The sequence below is a fragment of the Pyrobaculum calidifontis JCM 11548 genome (genome assembly GCF_000015805.1).
Taxonomy (GTDB): Archaea; Thermoproteota; Thermoprotei; order Thermoproteales; family Thermoproteaceae; genus Pyrobaculum; species Pyrobaculum calidifontis.
Genome location: NC_009073.1, coordinates 1,732,996 through 1,748,312, shown reverse-complemented (window position 1 = coordinate 1,748,312; position 15,317 = coordinate 1,732,996). Strand labels below are relative to the sequence as shown.

Annotated in this window: 13 protein-coding genes; 7 read left to right on the top strand and 6 right to left on the bottom strand. The window is 61.3% G+C overall.

The window, feature by feature from the left end; genetic code table 11:
* Nucleotides 1-13: 13 nt before the first annotated feature.
* The 5 genes from pstC to PCAL_RS09935 all read left to right on the top strand — a co-directional run bounded on the left by pstC (nt 14) and on the right by PCAL_RS09935 (nt 4,775).
* Nucleotides 14-904 (top strand): phosphate ABC transporter permease subunit PstC, encoded by an 891-nt coding sequence (gene pstC, locus PCAL_RS09955; RefSeq protein WP_011850555.1) that lies wholly within the window; start codon nt 14-16, stop codon nt 902-904.
* Entirely contained in the window at nt 901-1,905 is a 1,005-nt protein-coding gene (locus PCAL_RS09950; protein WP_011850554.1) for a PstA family ABC transporter permease, read from the top strand. Before pstC ends, PCAL_RS09950 begins: the two co-directional genes overlap by 4 nt.
* A 6-nt stretch (nt 1,906-1,911) precedes the next feature.
* Nucleotides 1,912-2,742, top strand: coding sequence for an ATP-binding cassette domain-containing protein (locus tag PCAL_RS09945; protein ID WP_011850553.1), 831 nt, complete (start codon nt 1,912-1,914; stop codon nt 2,740-2,742).
* Nucleotides 2,739-3,353 carry a phosphate signaling complex PhoU family protein gene (locus PCAL_RS09940; RefSeq protein WP_011850552.1) on the top strand — a complete coding sequence of 205 codons (615 nt, stop codon included), beginning with the start codon at nt 2,739-2,741 and terminating at the stop codon, nt 3,351-3,353. Before PCAL_RS09945 ends, PCAL_RS09940 begins: the two co-directional genes overlap by 4 nt.
* A 219-nt stretch (nt 3,354-3,572) precedes the next feature.
* Complete coding sequence (locus PCAL_RS09935) at nt 3,573-4,775, top strand: ATP-binding protein (protein ID WP_011850551.1); 1,203 nt, start codon at nt 3,573-3,575, stop codon at nt 4,773-4,775.
* A 265-nt stretch (nt 4,776-5,040) separates the two neighbouring features.
* On the opposite strand, the gene PCAL_RS09930 is transcribed toward PCAL_RS09935, so the two are convergent.
* Nucleotides 5,041-5,211 carry a hypothetical protein gene (locus tag PCAL_RS09930; RefSeq protein ID WP_193322683.1) on the bottom strand — a complete coding sequence of 57 codons (171 nt, stop codon included), beginning with the start codon at nt 5,209-5,211 and terminating at the stop codon, nt 5,041-5,043.
* A gap of 400 nt (nt 5,212-5,611) precedes the next feature.
* Here PCAL_RS09930 and PCAL_RS09925 point away from each other — a divergent pair, with 400 nt between their 5' ends.
* The gene (locus PCAL_RS09925) at nt 5,612-6,691 is read left to right on the top strand and encodes a hypothetical protein (RefSeq protein WP_011850550.1); all 1,080 of its coding nucleotides are present in this window, start codon (nt 5,612-5,614) and stop codon (nt 6,689-6,691) included.
* Entirely contained in the window at nt 6,679-7,542 is an 864-nt protein-coding gene (locus PCAL_RS09920) for a hypothetical protein (protein ID WP_011850549.1), read from the top strand. Before PCAL_RS09925 ends, PCAL_RS09920 begins: the two co-directional genes overlap by 13 nt.
* Here PCAL_RS09920 and PCAL_RS09915 read toward each other — a convergent pair.
* The 5 genes from PCAL_RS09915 to PCAL_RS09895 form a co-directional block, all read right to left on the bottom strand.
* The gene (locus PCAL_RS09915; RefSeq protein WP_193322682.1) at nt 7,532-9,577 is read right to left on the bottom strand and encodes a hypothetical protein; all 2,046 of its coding nucleotides are present in this window, start codon (nt 9,575-9,577) and stop codon (nt 7,532-7,534) included. The genes PCAL_RS09920 and PCAL_RS09915 overlap by 11 nt on opposite strands.
* A 42-nt stretch (nt 9,578-9,619) precedes the next feature.
* The gene (locus PCAL_RS09910; protein WP_226951952.1) at nt 9,620-12,454 is read right to left on the bottom strand and encodes a hypothetical protein; all 2,835 of its coding nucleotides are present in this window, start codon (nt 12,452-12,454) and stop codon (nt 9,620-9,622) included.
* Nucleotides 12,441-12,611 carry a hypothetical protein gene (locus tag PCAL_RS09905; RefSeq protein WP_193322680.1) on the bottom strand — a complete coding sequence of 57 codons (171 nt, stop codon included), beginning with the start codon at nt 12,609-12,611 and terminating at the stop codon, nt 12,441-12,443. Before PCAL_RS09905 ends, PCAL_RS09910 begins: the two co-directional genes overlap by 14 nt.
* Before the next feature lie 397 nt (nt 12,612-13,008).
* Complete coding sequence (locus PCAL_RS09900; protein WP_011850546.1) at nt 13,009-13,965, bottom strand: hypothetical protein; 957 nt, start codon at nt 13,963-13,965, stop codon at nt 13,009-13,011.
* 269 nt (nt 13,966-14,234) lie between these two features.
* A complete protein-coding gene (locus tag PCAL_RS09895; protein WP_011850545.1) occupies nt 14,235-15,299 on the bottom strand; it encodes a hypothetical protein in 1,065 nt (354 codons plus the stop codon).
* Nucleotides 15,300-15,317 lie beyond the last annotated feature (18 nt).

Sequence of the window (15,317 nt, the reverse complement as noted above, 5' to 3'; positions counted from 1 at the left end):
ACTCTTTTTCTACATGCTAAAAGGACTCCTGGCGTCCCTCTCTTTCATACCCCTGGCAGTCGTGGCCCTCCTAATCTCCCTATTCGTCGCAGAGTCTTGGCCGGCGTGGCAGAAGTACGGCATGTCGCTTATAACGACGGCAGACTGGGACCCCGTGAGGGAGAGCTACGGCCTACTCCCAGCCCTAGTGGGGACGCTGGCGATCTCAGCGCTTGCGCTCACACTCGCCGCCTTCTTAGCCATATCCTTCGTGGCTGTGGCATATGAGTTCCTCCCCCCAAGAGCCGCCGTAGTCTTGGGAACCACCATGGACCTAGTCGCCGCCGTGCCGACGGTGGTCTTCGGCCTCTGGGGCCTCTTCGTCCTGGCGCCAGTTATGCAGACGGCGCAGGAAATACTCTGGAGAGACTTCGGCTGGCTGAGCTACAACGGCGTGGGGCCCTTCGCCGTGGAGCCCAGGGGAGGTACCACTGTGTTGACCGCCGCCCTGCTCTTGGCCATCATGATTACGCCATTCGCCGCCTCTGTAATTAGGGAAGGCTACGCAGCGGTGCCCAAGGAGGTAGTAGAGGCAATACACTCAATCACAAGCCGCAGGTGGGAAATTGTGAGGCTGAAGCTGGCCTACATAAGGCAGTACGTGTTCAGCGGGCTCATCCTGGCCCTGGGGAGGGCCTTCGGCGAAACCGTTGCCGTGGCCATGGTGGTGGGGGGAAACTTCGTAAACGTAATAAAGGCGTTGACTGAGCCGGGCATAAACGTCTCGGCGCTGATAGCGCTACAGTTCCCAAACGCCCAGGCCTACGCATATATGCAACCGGCACTCTTCGCCGCCGCGTTGCTCCTCGCCGTGATAGGCTTCGCAATAAACGCCGCGGCAGTCTACTTCCTATTTAGGCGATGATACAAGCCCTGTTCTACGCGGGGGCCCTCTTGGCGGGGCTGCTCCTATCGGCGCTGGCGGCCGCCCTCCTGGGAGACCCCACGCTGGGCGGCCTGCGCCTCTCCCACGTCCTCTACGCAGCGACGGTTGCAGTGGTGGCGCTCGGCGCGGCGGGGCCCCGCGTCTTGAGAAACACTTTGTCCATAGCCGTGGCCATTGCAGGCGTCCTCGGAGGCGCGGCGCTGGTATACATATTCCTCGCACAAGTGCTCTACGTCGGCACAGCCATGGCGGTAAAACACGGCGGGCTGGCGTTTCTTTGGAACATCCCGCCGACCCCCTCCGACGAGGCCGGCGGCATCGGCCCCGCGCTCTTGGGCACGCTCTACATGACCGCCATTGGGGCACTCTTCGGCTTCCTCATAGGCTTCCCCGTAGGAGTCTACCTCGGCGAATTCCGCCGCGAGCTGGCGGCAAAAGTGGCGAGAATCGGCGTAAACGTCCTCGTGGAATTCCCCACAATAACAATCGGGCTACTCGTCTACGCCCTCCTCTCCCTACTAGGCATAAGGCCGTTCAGCGGATACGCAGGCGCCCTCGCCCTAGCCATAATCATGATACCATACGTGGCGCTCTTCACCGCGGCGGCATACGCCTCTATACCGCAGGCAGTCAAAGAGGCGGCGTACGCGGTGACTGGCTCCCTCTACAAGACACTCTTCGTCGTCATGAGAAAAGTGGCCGCCCGCGCCATCCTCGCCGCGTTCCTCCTAGGCACCGCCAAGATAGCCGGCGAGACGGCCCCCCTCCTCTTCACAGCCTTTGGAAACGACTACTACACCAGCGAAATCTTCGGCGTAGACCTAGGCCAGCCCACCGGCTCGTTGACGCTACTCATCTACTACATGGCCCAGACCCCCTACACAGTTCAAAACGAGGTGGCTTGGGGCGCCGCCGCGGTGTTGCTGTGGATAATACTCGCCATATTCGCCGCCGCCCGCCTAGCCCAGCGCTCGGCGTAGACACATATGAAGCCCCCAAGACGGCGCGGGGAGGCGCGGCGGGGAGGCCCCGGGTACATATGGGCAAAACATTTAAGAACTGGGGTAGGGCGCAACGTGATCGACATTAGAGACCTAAAGCTACAATTCGGCGACGTAAAAGTGCTAGACGGAGTCACCATGAAGATCCCCAACAACGTGATATACGTAATCATGGGCCCCTCCGGCTCCGGCAAATCCACAATACTCAGAGTGTTAAACAGGCTGGTAGAGTTGTACAAGCCCAAGATAGAGGGCGAGGTGTACCTAGACGGACAAGACATATTCAAAATGCCCCTCTCCCTGCTCAGGAGGCGAGTCCAAATGGTCTTCCAAATCCCAAACCCGATCCCAACCCTCTCCATATGGGAAAACGTGGCCCTAGGCCCCAAGCTCAACCGCCTAGTCAAATCCAAGGCAGAGCTCCAAGAGAGAGTAAGGTGGGCCCTGGAGAAGGCCCAGCTGTGGGAAGAAGTGAAAAACAGGCTAGACGCCCCCGCCGCCTCCCTCTCCGGCGGACAACAACAGAGGCTCTGCATAGCGAGAGCCCTCGCCTTTAAGCCAGAGGTCCTCCTAATGGACGAGCCCACCGCAAACCTCGACCCAGTAAACACAGCCAAAATCGAGGAGCTCATGCTCGAGCTAAAAAAGGAGATGACCATAGTCCTCGTCACCCACTACCCGCCGCAGGCCGCGCGGGTGGGAGACTGGGTAGCCTTCCTATACGGCGGAAAAATCGTCGAAGAAGGGCCAGTGAGAGAAGTCTTCACAAGGCCCCGCCACGAGCTCACAGAGAAGTACGTCACGGGGAAGATATGAGGCGCCTACTCGACATGGCAGAGGAGAGAATCTTAAACATGTTAAACGACGCGGCGCAGCTGGCCCTAAAGGCGGTAGACCTCGCCATAGCCGTATACAGGGGAGAAGGCAAGGCGCGCGACGTGAGAGAACTAGCCTCCACAATACACCAAATACACGACGAGGTGGTGGAGTTGGCAATGGAGGCAATAGCGAGGTTCAACCCAGTGGCCACAGACCTCCGCCTCCTCAGAACAGCCATGGAAGCCACCTACGACTTGTACAGAATAGCGAGATACGCCTACGACGTGGCGGAGACAGCGGAGACGCTCGGAGTCAAATGCCCCACAGAGAAAGTGGAAAAGATAACCCAAGTGGTAAAAGAAATGACCCAGAAGGCCGTTGGAATGATTCTGCGCAGAGACCCGGCCCCCCTCCAAGAAGTGCGGAAACTAGACGACGAAGTCGTAGACCGAGAATACAGACAAGCGTTAGCCGCCGCCATCCAAAACCCCACCCCCTGCTCCGTCGTAGAAACCCTAGCGCTGAGATTCCTAGAAAGAGCCTCAGACCACGCAGTATACATGGCCGAAAAAGCCCACTACCTAGCCACAGGCCAAGCCCCACCCTAGCCACGCCCCCACGTCAACAAGACTCGGCTCTGGTCCTCAACACGCGCCAAAGTGGCCAAGGGATGAGATAGCTTTATGCGCATTCCAACGACAAGGGGACCAACTGGTGCAAAGGGCATGCGCTTGGGATCTCGCAGGCGTCGGTCAGCGGTGGCGATAAGGCGTATGTGTTCCACTGTAGTCCACAAAGAGATAAATTTTTGTGGATTACAATGGAACATGCTAAAGGAGATGACTCTGGAGTACGTCGAGTCGCTGAAGTACGTAGACGAGATACCGCGGAGGTTCGCCCTCCCAGAGGCGGGGAGCGACATAGTGGCTGTGGTGGGGCCGCGGCGCGTGGGAAAGACCTTTACACTGTTGAAAAAGGCCGCGGAGACGTTGAAGGCCGGGGGCCAGGCCGTCTACGCCACCTTTGACAACCCAGAGCTGAGGAAGTGGAGCGCCAAGAAGCTGGCAGAGGAGGTGCGCTCTCTCTACCCCAAGGGCAGAGTGGCCCTCTTCTTAGACGAGGTGCAGGAGTGGCCCAACTGGGACTACAACCTTAGGTGGCTACACGACGTGAAGGACTTCCAGATATACGCCACGGGCTCCACCTCGGCCCTCTCCGTAGACCAAGTGCCGAGCCGCCTCAGAGGCAGGTACATCTCCAAGCTACTCCTGCCGCTCTCATTCGCCGAGTTGGCCCACGGCACGGCGCCCCACACCTTCCGCGAGAGGGGGGCCCTCAAGAGCCTACTCGACGACTACCTCAAATGGGGCGGCTTCCCCGAGGTGTGGAAAAGCCGCTCACTCGACAAAGTGAGAGCCCTCCTCGACACAGTCTTCTACAGAGACGTAGTAGAGGCCAGGGGAGTCAGAGAGCCTGAGGAATTCGAGGCTCTCTTCTACACAGTCGTAGAGAACTACGCCAACCCAGTCACCTGGCGAAGCCTCGCCCGCGCCCTCGCCTCAGAGGGAGTAGAAATAGACCCCAAAACCGTGATAAAATACGTCAAATACATGCAGTGGGCCTACCTAATATTCGTCGTGCCCCCCTACGGCAGGCGGCGGGGAGCCCCCCGCAAGATATACCTCGTAGACCCAGCCTTCACAAATTTGACAAAAGCCGGGCTAGACAAGGGGCGGAAAATAGAAAACGTGACATACCTACACCTACTGAGAAAAGCCATCGAAGAAGGCGGGAAGATCTACTACATCAAAAACAGAGAAGAAGTAGACTTCTACTACGTGGGCCAGGAGAGGGCCGTAGTAGAGGCCGCCTACGACCCCGACGAGAGCCACATACGAAAGGCCGCCAAAGCCGCCGAAAAACTAGGACTAAAAAAAGCCCACGTGGTCACATGGGACACAGAGGACACGCGGCGCGTCGGCCAAGTCGACATAGAGATAACCCCCCTATGGAAGTGGCTACTCCAGTAGAGGCGCCAAAAGACATATATCGCAGACACACTTTACTACGTGGAAAACTTCGAGCCACTCGCCGCGGTGTTCTACTTGGCCGGGGCAGGATAAAGAGGCATCTCGACCGTACAAGCTCATCTTCTACAGCAGGAGGTAGGACTAGGCAAATTCCATTCCCACAATCTAAATACGGTCCGCAGACCTAGAGGAGCTCACTTAAGCTCCCCAGTCTCGGCGTCTATGTAGGGGACCGGAGGCGTGGGAAGGTCGTACACCTCCCCCTCTATCCTGCCCACCCCTCGCCGTAGTAGACAACCGCGCCGTCCTCGTCTATTATCACCGGCACCCTCCTAGTCCACCTCTGGCAAAGCACCGCGGCCTCCTCCTCGTCCAAGACAGACGACCACTCCACGTGAAGCGAGAGGTCAACCCACCTAAGAGCCGCCACTATCAAGTCGTCATCGTATATAGCCGAGATGTAAAAATAGCGGCCACTCCCCGCAAAAGTGTACCTCGCCCCCTCCGCGACGCAGAAATCTTACACACCTCCCTCACGTGGGCAAAGTAGCTCAACTTAAAAGTGCTCCTCCATAAGCGTCGAGGCAAGCTCTCTATGTCGCCTTACTGCTTTTAATGCGAGGTGGTAGGTATCGCTACTCCTCCCGGCTAAGCAGAGGTTTGACAGAGCTGAATGCGCCGTGCTGAACTACGCGGCGCTTTGAGAAACTGAGAGATGAGTCTCTCTGGCGGGAGCTCGCCGACAAGGTTTATTATTGGGTTTGAGGAGGGGGACATGAGGTTTGTGGCAGACGTGGGCTCCGCAGTCGACGAGGCAGTGTCGGCGTACCTGCGCTATGCCCCAGCGGCAGAGGTCCTCAAGTAGGCTAATACTGCCCCTCGGAGGCCCCGACCCCGCCTCTCTCCCGCACCACAAGACCAAACGCGTCTTAGGCGAGATGTACGAACTCTGCAACCTCTTCCTCTACGACGAGGCGGCCGGGGCCGGGTTTATGGCAGTGGGGTGCGGCACTGGGCACATACCCCGCGTCCTCCGCGTGGTATTGAACTACGCCAGGTGTCGCACCTACGCGGCTCTGCCTGTGCGCTGGGGAGGCGGAGAGGGGTGGCTCTTGCCCGTGGTTTCTTTTAGCCTCTCCCCCTGCCCACACCTCGTGGCCGAGTACAAGGGGATGCTCGCCCCCCTCTACCCCGTGGTGCACTTCGACGGGTTCAGCGTAGACGGAGTCGCCGCCTACTACATCTCCCGCAGACGCCCCGCGGACGTGGGGAGGCGCCACCTTTGGCCTCCCGTGGTGGCCAAAGGCGGGAGGCCGGCGAGAGTGGTGTGGAGCACCCGCTACCCAGACGTGGCCGTGTTCCCCGACGACGTCGCAGAAATCGACCCCGGGTCAGTGTCTGCCACTCAGTACTACCCAGTGGACTATGCAAACGGCGTCGCGTACTTGTACGGCTTGAGCGGGGGGTGGACGTTAGTAGACGAACTTAGAGTGCCCGGCCGCGGCGCCCACTTGGGCGAGCGGTTCGCGGTGTATGCAGTGGAGGGTGAGTATCTTCAGATGGAGTCTCCCTGGGGGCTCGACTTCGCCGTCAACGTGGTGCTTGGCACTGTCGGCGGCAGGTGGGTCCTCATGGGCAAAGACGGCCTCTACCTCGCCCGCTTCGAAAGGGCCGAGGGGCCTGGAGGCAGAGTCGGCTACGCCGTGGTGGAAGAGCCCTACCGAGGCGACGTGAGAGAGGTGGAGGGCCCCTCAGACCTGCCGCCCTTCGTACTATGCACAAAGAGGGTGGCCGAGGTGGCCAGCGGGTGCAGGTTCCCCGGGGGCTTCTACATGGGGGATAACTTGGCTCTGTGGGAGGACGAGGCGGGGGAGCTTGTGGAGAGGGGCCGAGAGGTTTTGAAATGGCCTCTGTAGTCTACGGCCTATACCCGAGGCAGTACAACGAGCGATCCGACGGCTGGTCGAGGGTAGTTGTCCTAGGGGTGGGAGTGGAGGGGCGCTGTCGCTACTTCCCCGGGTGTAGGGCTGTCCCACTCCTCGTCTTTGAAGACTACCTCTCTTCCCTGCTCAGAGTTTTAGACCTCACCAACGCCTACCTGGCCTACCCCTCTGCCTCCGGCGGGCCTTTCAGACTCCCACTCAAGGCCGGAGACAGGCTGTCCCCCTACGACATGTACCAAGCGACGTCGGCTAGATACCTCGTAGAGTACCTCAAGCCAGTCTTAAAGCGCTACGGGGTGGAGGGGCCTTGGTCTATCTTCTCCCGTGTCCGCGTCCCCGGCCGCGGTGCCCACTTGGACGAGCGCTTCGCCGTATACGCCATTGAGGGCGAGTATCTACAGATGGAATCGCCAGAGGGTGTCGTGCCGGCGTTCCGCTTTGTCTTAGGCACCGTCGGCGACCGGTGGGTCCTCATGGGCAAAGACGGCCTCTACACTGCGGCATTTATAGAAGACGTGGGGCCCAGCGGGAGGGTGGGGTACGCCGTGGTGGAGGGGCCTTACTGGGGCGAGGTTAGGGCTGTGGAGGGGCCCCCATTCCTCGGCGACGTCCTCCCAAGCACCCCCTCTGTAAAGACAAACTGCCCCCTGGGCGCCCTCCAGGTTGGCGACAGCGAGGTCTGTGTCCGCGACGACGAGGTGTTTCACATAGCCACAAGGTGGCCGCTGGCCGCGTTCAGGGGGACCCCCGGCCAATACGCAGTCCGCCTAGCCCAGCTGTTACACAAGAAGTACAAGGCAAAGCTAGCAACCGTTAATACTTAGCGTCTATCTCCCTCAGCCATATCTTCTCAGCCTCCACCTTCCTCACTCTCACGCCCCTCCCCACAAGCCCCAAGCCGTAGGCCCCGTAGAACTCAAGCCCACCCACCTCCCACCCCGGCAAGACAAGAGGCCACCTCAAAAGCAACCACGGGTCCACCTCAACCCGCGGAGCCCACCCCGGCCACCTCACCACCCCACCCACCACAACCGGGTAGAGAAGGCCGTAGGGAGGACCCCTAACCCTCTCCACAGGCCCCCCATACGGCGCCACGACAACTATCCTATCGCCCCTAAGCTCCGCCAAGTAGAGACCGTCCCCACCCATGAGGACCCAATCGCCAGTATCTAACACCCCGTAGACGAAGTCCCACGCCACGTACTCATCCCCACCCCTCCCCACAAGGCGCAGGTAATCGCCCTCCACTTCCTTTATGCGGAACTCCTCGCCCACGAGGCGGCCTCGCCCAGGGAACCTCGACCCAGCTGTCTCGTGGTATCTTGACCCAAGAGCTACGGGGAATTTTGACCCAACGGCTTGGCAGTTGCCGGGGAGGTGGCCGTAGTAGCTGGCGCAGTGTGGGTTGTAGGGGATGGGGTCGGGGAAGTCGAGGAACGGCTCAGGCGGGTGGACAAGCCTACTCCACCCGTCCCCCGTGGGGAGCGGCGTGGAGGGGAAGTCCGCCGGAGGGGCGCGGGCTGTGAAGAGCGGCCGAAGCCACCTCTGCCAGTCGTAGGGGTCGGCAGACACAGCCACGTAGAATTTGCCCTCCCCGTCCACGAGGGTGAGGCAGTACTTATCCCACGGATCTTCGCCCATAGAGACGGCCACGTGGCCCGGCCTCTCCTGCGCCGATACACCCACACGGCACTTTCTAACGCCCAGAGGGATAAGGAGCTTGGGCTCAAACTTGTACACGACATACAACGGCCCATCCTCCGACGGGACGTAGCGGAAGCGGTAGAGGTAGTTGCGGTAGGGGTAGTGAAGCACCACCTTGAACTGCCACCGCCTCCTCACAAGGGGCCACCTTAGGTAGAGCTCGGGGTTGGGAACCTCCTCGTCCAACAGCTCTCTGAGGGACTTGCCCAAGAGCCTCTCCACCCGCTCAGCCGCCCTCCTAACGCTGGGGATGCGGTACGAGAAGAGGGGGTAGAGGGAGGGAGGCCCTCTCACGTCTATGAGCGGCCCCCGATAAGGCGCCGTTACGACGACGCGCCCACCCCTATGCTCCGCCAAGTAGAGACCATCCTCGCCCATGACCACCCACTCCCCAGAGTCAAGCACCCCCAACACAAAGTCCCACGCAATGTGCTCATCGCCGCCGCGGCCCACTAGGCGGAGGTAGTCACCCTCGACTTCTTTAACCCGAAACTCCTCCCCCAAGAGGCGGCCGAGGCCGGGGAAACGCGGGTCGTCCCACTCTGCGTATTCGTGTCTTATCCAGTACAGATCCTCCTCAACCTTGACGAAGTTGCCTGGCTCGTATCGGGCGGCTAGGAGGGAGAAGCCCTCGTAGGAGCAGTCTGCGACGTGGGCAAAGCTGGTGGGTATGTCGCCGATGGACTTGACCAAGCCCCCCTCGCCAACGAGGGCCGGCTGGCAGTGCTCTGGGTACCTGCAGATCTTCCTAGCCTCCTGCCAGGGGAGCACGTCCTCCAACACCAAGTCGGGGACAAGCCTAGTCCACCCCAATTCGCCCGTCTCCAAGTCCTCGTAGGGGACTGGGGGCACTGGGAGGTCGTGCACCTCCCCCACCATGCGGCCTACGCCGATGCCAAAGGCCCTCACACCACCGCCGCTGAGCAAGAGGATGGGCGCCTCCCTCTCCCAGTTTGTACACGTCACGGGGCAGTACCCCGAGGGGCACACCTCTCTATCAATGGCGAGAGGCAGAGAAGCCCGGCGAATAGCCACCACAGCCTCGCTGGAGGGGCACCACCCCATGTAGTAGTGGGCGCCACCCACGCCCTCAAACACCAGCTCCCCCCGCCCCCTCTTTGCTCGGAAGCGGCACCCGGTATTTCTCATGAACATGTACAAAAAATGGGCCGTCTTTAAAAGCCCCTCGCGGGCCGGCTAAGAGGCGGCTGGATAGCCGCCTGTCCTCAGCAGCTGGGCGGCCAGCTCCCCCAGCGCCCCGCCGGCGGCCAGCCTGTCGGCGATCATGTCGCCGAGGCGGCCGACGTATTCCCATGTGCTTATGGCCTCAACGGCGTCTTTGGCCTCTGCGTCGAGCCGCTTGAGGAAGTCGTCGTCAGTGAGCTCGCCCCGCGTAGCCTCTACGAAGACGACGTACACCTCAATCTTGCCACCCACCACCTTGTACTTCCCATAGGCGAAGAGGTATGGCCCACGCAGATCGGGCACAGGCGGCATAGGCCCAGGCCAGGCAAAGACAGAGTAGGCCCCCTCCCCGCCGTACGCCCTCCCATTAAACGCATCTACGAGGTAGCGGACGTACTCCCCAGACGCCCTCTCCCACTTGTCAATAGCCGCAAAGTGGCCTCCAAAAGCGTCTGGATCCTCGTCCCACGCCTTTACCTCACCTAACACGAGCCGCCCGCCCTCGCCGACGCCCAACAAGTCTAGTCTGAGAGGCATCTTTCCCTCCTCTGGGTCGCCTAGCTTTAGCCAAGCGGCTGTTAGCGACTCCTTTTTCTCAATGTTAAAGGCGGCGGCAATCTCTTCACCAAATGTAGATTGTAGACGTACAAGCTCAAGGTAGTCTGGCGTAGGTAGCGAGACCTCAGAGGCTATGGCGCTCGGCTGCGTCTTGCCCAGCGCCACCATGAGCGCGCCCGCCAAGTCCTTAACCGGGGTATGGGCCTGGATCCTGGCCCCACCGCCGACGTCGACGTAGTACTTATCATTCTTCTCGTCTTTTACTATCGAGAGGCCGTACCTCTCCAAGTCCAGCGTAAACCTGTAGACCTCGGCGTCGCGGCCGACGACCTTGACCCTCGCCTTTTGAACCTCCGAGTCCTTAGCCAAAGCCGCAAACCCCACCATACGCCCAAGACCCACATAAGTGCCAAGCCTAACACCACCAACAGACAAAACCATACCAACGTCGTGGCCCCCACGCTTCCTGTAGATTGCGAAAGTGACTTCACCTGTGTCGAGAGTTATCTTCTCCCCTTCAAATACACTAGTAGATTCTCTCTTCTTTACTCTGAGTCCGCCGTCTTTTGTGAGTTCTAGGAACACGAGCTTGCCTTCTTGGTCTATGGCGAATTTTCTAACGTCTATTGCGAGGACGTCGAATTTGCCTTTCTGCCTTTCTACAAAACGCATCAGCTCTGAGGACCTGTCGTACTTGTATAAGGGAAAGGGGGTCTTGTACTTGAAGGCGGCCAGCGCGGCGAGCTGCCGGTAGGCCTCCCACCCCCTACTCCCAGCGGCCCTCCCCACGGCAGTCGCCACGTCGCCAAGCGAAGAGGCAATGCCCACCCACCTAGCCACCTCAACCTCCACCGCGAAGGTGGAAAAGGCCTGGAGAGCCCCATCCCTGAAGCACTGTGCGTATTGACCGTAGGCCGAAGCCGCGGCCTCGAGGTCAGAGGAGAGCTGGGCAGCCAAGTCCAGCGGCTGGCCCAGGTACAGAGCCACGGCGCCGCTCGCCGCGAGGGCCCCCTGAACAAACCTAACCCTCTGAGCCGCCGGGCCAGCCGCGAGGAAAGCCGCACTGGCCACGTCACCCCAGTCCACCCGCCCCGAAGACACGTCTACGTATACGTCGAAGCCCAGCGCCACGCCGTTGGCCAAGAGGTCCGCCAACTGCAGGACACCCACGGCCCCCCTGTACCCCCTGGCAACAGACGCCGCAAGGTCCAGCGCCCTCGCCCCCGAGGCGGCGGCCTTCACAACGCCGTAGCCCCCAGTCACAAGCGCCGCCCCACCCGCCGCCGCATCCAGCTCAGTCACCACCCCCGCCAAGCCAATCCGCTCCGCCGCCCACCTCCTCCCAGCCCCCCGCGCCTCGGCGCATTTATCCCCAGTCACGCCGCCCCAGAACTGCTCCAGCCTACCCCAAAGCCAGTTGAGGAAAGAGCCGTTCTGCGTCACAAGCCGGCCCTCTGTGTAAAAAACGTAATTGCTCCAGCTGTAACTACCCGCCGCCCGAATCCGGTAGGAAAAGACGTAAGAGCCCCCCTCTCTGGCAACGCCGTAGAGGTACAGCTCGTAGACAGAGCGCGGCGGGAGCGTGACGTTTGTTAAAGACAGCCTCGACCCGTGGGCAACGCCGGAGCTCCCCGTTTTGTTAGAAAGGCGTAGCTCCACGGCCCACGTGACTGAGACGTTGCTCGGGTTGACGAGGAGGAGCCGGCCCGCGTTAGGCCACTGGACTTCAAGAGCCAGGGGCACTACGTAAGTGAGGTCGGGCTGGAGGTAAAACACGGCGGAGCCGTACTTCCTCTCCACTGCAGTCACGTTGTAGCCCAGCGGACGCGTGAGGAGGGAGGCCTCCGTCGCGTTGAGCCCGGCCGCGGCGGCAAAGGCCAGGGCCTCTTGCAAATCGGGCGGGCCGCAAGAGCCCTCCACAATATCTTGAGAAACAGAGGCGCCGGGCCTAGACGGCCAGTTAAAGGCGTATGTTATGCGCTGTCCCCTCAAGACGCCGGCCCTCCAGAGGGCGCAAGCAACGCGCTGAGGCGAGACGTCTATAAGGTCGAGCGGGCCGTCCGCCTCCACTCTAACTGTCTGCGCCGCCCACGCGTCGACAAATACGATATAATAAACGCCGGGGGCCGCCGCGCCGGAGACGCTACACTGCTGCCCCCCGCCTGTGGAGCACTCAAAAGCCGTAAGCCCCTTGTCGGACACGACGTAAGCCAAAGTCCGCGGGAGTTCATAAGACCACCAGCCCTGGATTGTAACCGTCGTGTGTCTCTTAAACTCAACGGCCAACACGAAGAACCCCCATCGCCGAGGGGTCACCCCGAGTGTCAAAGACGGCGTAGTTAGGCCCCACCTCGAGAAACTTCCCCTCGGGGTTTGGATACGGGCAAGACCCCACGTCGCAGTGGACGAACTCCCCCCAGAAGACGTTATACGCCAAGGCCGACAAGGCCAGGAGGAGAACCCCGAGAATACCCGAAAACCGTAACTCGCATAATTGCTGAAAACAGTTAAAACGAAAAACTCGACGAGAAGTTGAACAAAAGCAGACGACGTGGAGTCGGAGAGGATGCCGCAATCAACGCCGAGAGGCACGGCAGAATAGCCCCCGCGCCGCCGGTCTTGGTGACAAGAAGCCCCCAGCCGCCAGGCGGTCCCCGCCTCATTGCGAGCAACCCCTCAGCGACCGCTCGACGAAGATCTCCGCCCCCTCCCCGTACACCGCAAGCACGCGCCTCCGCCCCGCCCTCCCCACCGCACCGCCCCTCCCCGGACTTAAGCCCCGCCGCGCGGCCCGTGTATGAGCAGAGGCGACCCGCCGAACCAGCGGCTGTAAGGCCTCTCCATCACCACTCCCAGCACATGAAGCACGTGGCGGGGGTCGTGAGGCCTAGCGGGTCGCCGGCGGCTACCTTAAGGACGTGGGGGCAAGGGTCAGCGAGGGGCCAGTGGAGGATCGCCTCGTCCGGGACGTCCACCTCCACGAGCTCGGGGATGACGAAAGGTCTCGCGCAGCGCCAAGAGGACGGGACGAAGAGGTCTACGCCCTCCACCCCCGCCTCCCTGAGCGCCCTCCTCACGTAGTCCAACACGGCGCCGGCCACCCTCAGCCCCTCCTCGTTACACGCCACCAGCCTAGGCGCGCCGCAGGGAGAGGCGACGTCTTGCTCAGAGCCTCCGTAAGGCGCCAGCACCTTCACGAAGCCGACCTCCCCGAAGTCCTCCAGCGGGTTCTTGGCAGTGGCCACGAACTCCGCCTCGTAGAGGCCGTCGTCGCCCAAGATCACCCACCTGCCGCCCTCAAGCACGCCGGCCACCCGGTGCCACGCGAGCCACCTGCCCACTCTGAGATACCTACCCCTCTCCTTCACCACCGGCAACTCCGCCCCGGCCAGCTCCCCGCCCCCAGCCCCGTGCACCCTCAGCCCAGCTAGCTTCTCAACCTCTAGCTCAACCCCAAGCCGCTCCGCCGTGAAGCCCTCAGACACCGCCGCCCCCCCAAGCCCCACGTAGGAAACCCCCAAAGGCCCCTCGTAGGCGAAGACCCCCCAAAGCCACCACCACCGCGAAAACCCGCCCCCCGCCGGCATCGGAGGCACATAAGCCGCCCTAAACCCCCGCAAGTCGCCGTCCCAATACGTGTCGTCCTTCTCGCCGCGGGGGATCACCCTAAGCCTAAAATTCTGCCGCCACCACTCCAGAGAGCCTTCCCAGTAGAAGGAGTCCTTATAGAAACTGAGGTAGCAACGGTACACCAGATCCCCCCGCGGGAGTCTCCCCACCACGTAGCTCCAGCCGGCCATACCAACTCCGCCAGCCGAAAATATAAACTTGTCGGCCCGCGGCAGACCGGCGATGGGCCGCTCCGGCGGCTACAGCCGCCGCGTTTGCCCGGCTAAAAGCCAGCTCCACGTCCCCTGTCCTGACCAGACTGACAGGCATCAAGATTTTACGCGTCTTGACCGACGGAAGATCAGACCGGGGTGTCAGTAAAGGACGCCCCTCCGAGTTTCCCTGACTCAGGACGGCGTCTAACCAGCCGGCCGAGGCCGGCAGTGATTGCCGCCAGCCCCTAGTCCCAGGTGAAGAGGTCCACGTCGCCTAGCCTCAGCAGAGGGCCGCAGGTGTCTGTAAGCGGCCAGTCGACGACTTCCCTGCCAAGCGCTACCGGGGTGTTCGTAACCAGAGTCACGTGGGCCCCCTCTGCCTCGCACCTGTGGCCGAGGGGCTCTAGGAGGTGTCTAGTATCCTCGTTGCAAGCCACCAGCTTAGGAGCGCCGCAGGGGGAGGCCACCTCGTCCACGTCGCCGTTGTACGGGCCCAGCACCTTCACGAAGCCAACCTCGCCGAACTCCCCCAGCGGGTTATTCACAGTTGGCTGAAAAACCGCCTCGTAGAGGCCGTCGTCGCCAATTAAAACCCAGCGGCCGTCGTCCAAAACGCCGAGGACTCTATGCCAAGCTATCCAGTTGCCAACCCGGAGGTATCTATCCCTATGCCTTATTACCGGCAGCTCGGCGCCGGTCAGCGATCCCGCGCCCGGGGCCCTCACCGGCGGGCCAATCGGCGAGTAGGGAAGCCATCTGCCGCCGAAGGCGTACTTACACGGGCTCAGGATAATTTCTTGGAGCTCGTACATGCAGTACTCGCACTGTACTTCGAGGCCGCGCTCTGTGAGGACGTAGAGTTGGACCTCGCCGACTGGGTAGCTGAGGCCCGTCATTTTCTGCATGTCTTCGTAGAAGCTGCCGTATCCCCACCACCTAGAGCCGCCAAGCGGCGGGACGCACTTAGGCTTAAAGCCGCCTGTGTGGCGCCTAACTAGAATGAGCCTAACGATTGCCTTCCCCCTTTTCAAATACACCATCGGCTTGGCCCAGACCAGGCCCTCAAACACGACGTACGATATCTCGTCTTTTCCGCCTTCCTTGACCACGTCTACGAGGTGCGATATGCGCCGAAACCAGTAGCGGTTTGAGGAGGCGTGCACGGCGAGGACGAAGCCCCCCTCAGCCCTCCCGAGGAGGGCGATAGTCCCGTCGTACGGCGGCTCCCCCGCGGAGCACGGCCCCTTATAGTCGTTGATCGAGTTGATGTTCCGAACCGCAAGCCACTCCCTAAACAAGAGCTCGACCATGAGACGAAAAACGGGGGA